Below are 1,066 nucleotides of genomic sequence, written 5' to 3' on the forward strand. Positions count from 1 at the left end.
CAAGCACAAGCGCAAGCAACAGTGCCTCAGCGTCAACAAGCTTGAGCAACAGCATCTCTGCTTCAATCAGTGCATCTGAATCAGCAAGCACAAGCGTAAGCAATAGCGAGTCTGCATCACGTAGTGCCTCAGCTTCAGCATCAACAAGCTTGAGCAACAGCATTTCTGCTTCAATCAGTGCTTCTAACTCAGCAAGCACAAGCGTAAGCAACAGTGCCTCAGCATCAACAAGTGCATCTGTATCAGATTCAACAAGCGCAAGCAACAGCGAGTCTGCATCACGTAGTGCCTCAGCTTCAGCATCAACAAGCTTGAGCAACAGCATCTCTGCTTCAATCAGTGCATCTGAATCAGCAAGCACAAGCGTAAGCAATAGCGAGTCTGCATCACGTAGTGCCTCAGCTTCAGCATCAACAAGCTTGAGCAACAGCATTTCTGCTTCAATCAGTGCTTCTAACTCAGCAAGCACAAGCGTAAGCAACAGTGCCTCAGCATCAACAAGTGCATCTGTATCAGATTCAACAAGCTTGAGCAACAGCATCTCTGCTTCAATCAGTGCTTCTGAATCAACAAGCACAAGCGCAAGCAACAGTGCTTCAGCGTCAACAAGTGCATCTGTATCAGATTCAACAAGCTTGAGCAACAGCATCTCTGCTTCAATCAGCGCTTCTAACTCAGCAAGCACAAGCGCAGGCAACAGTGCTTCAGCGTCAACAAGCGCATCTGTATCTGATTCAACAAGCTTGAGCAACAGCATCTCTGCTTCAATCAGTGCATCTGAATCAGCAAGCACAAGTGCAAGCAACAGCGAGTCAGCATCACGTAGTGCTTCAGCTTCAGCATCAACAAGTTTGAGCAACAGCATCTCTGCTTCAATCAGTGCATCTGAATCAGCAAGCACAAGTGCAAGCAACAGTGCCTCAGAGTCAACAAGCGCATCTGTATCTGATTTAACAAGCGCAAGCAACAGCGAGTCTGCATCACGTAGTGCCTCAGCTTCAGCATCAACAAGCTTGAGCAACAGCATCTCTGCTTCAATCAGTGCTTCTAACTCAGCAAGCACAAG

General features: G+C 47.6%; 1 protein-coding gene. It reads right to left on the reverse strand.

The genetic code is table 11. The features are described from left to right. On the reverse strand, window positions 1-1,066 hold a 1,066-nt coding region (locus D8802_RS10195; protein WP_312023266.1), incomplete at both ends, for a hypothetical protein.

Origin of the sequence: Streptococcus oralis (genome assembly GCF_003943395.1) — a bacterium.
Classification (GTDB): Bacteria; Bacillota; Bacilli; order Lactobacillales; family Streptococcaceae; genus Streptococcus; species Streptococcus oralis_BF.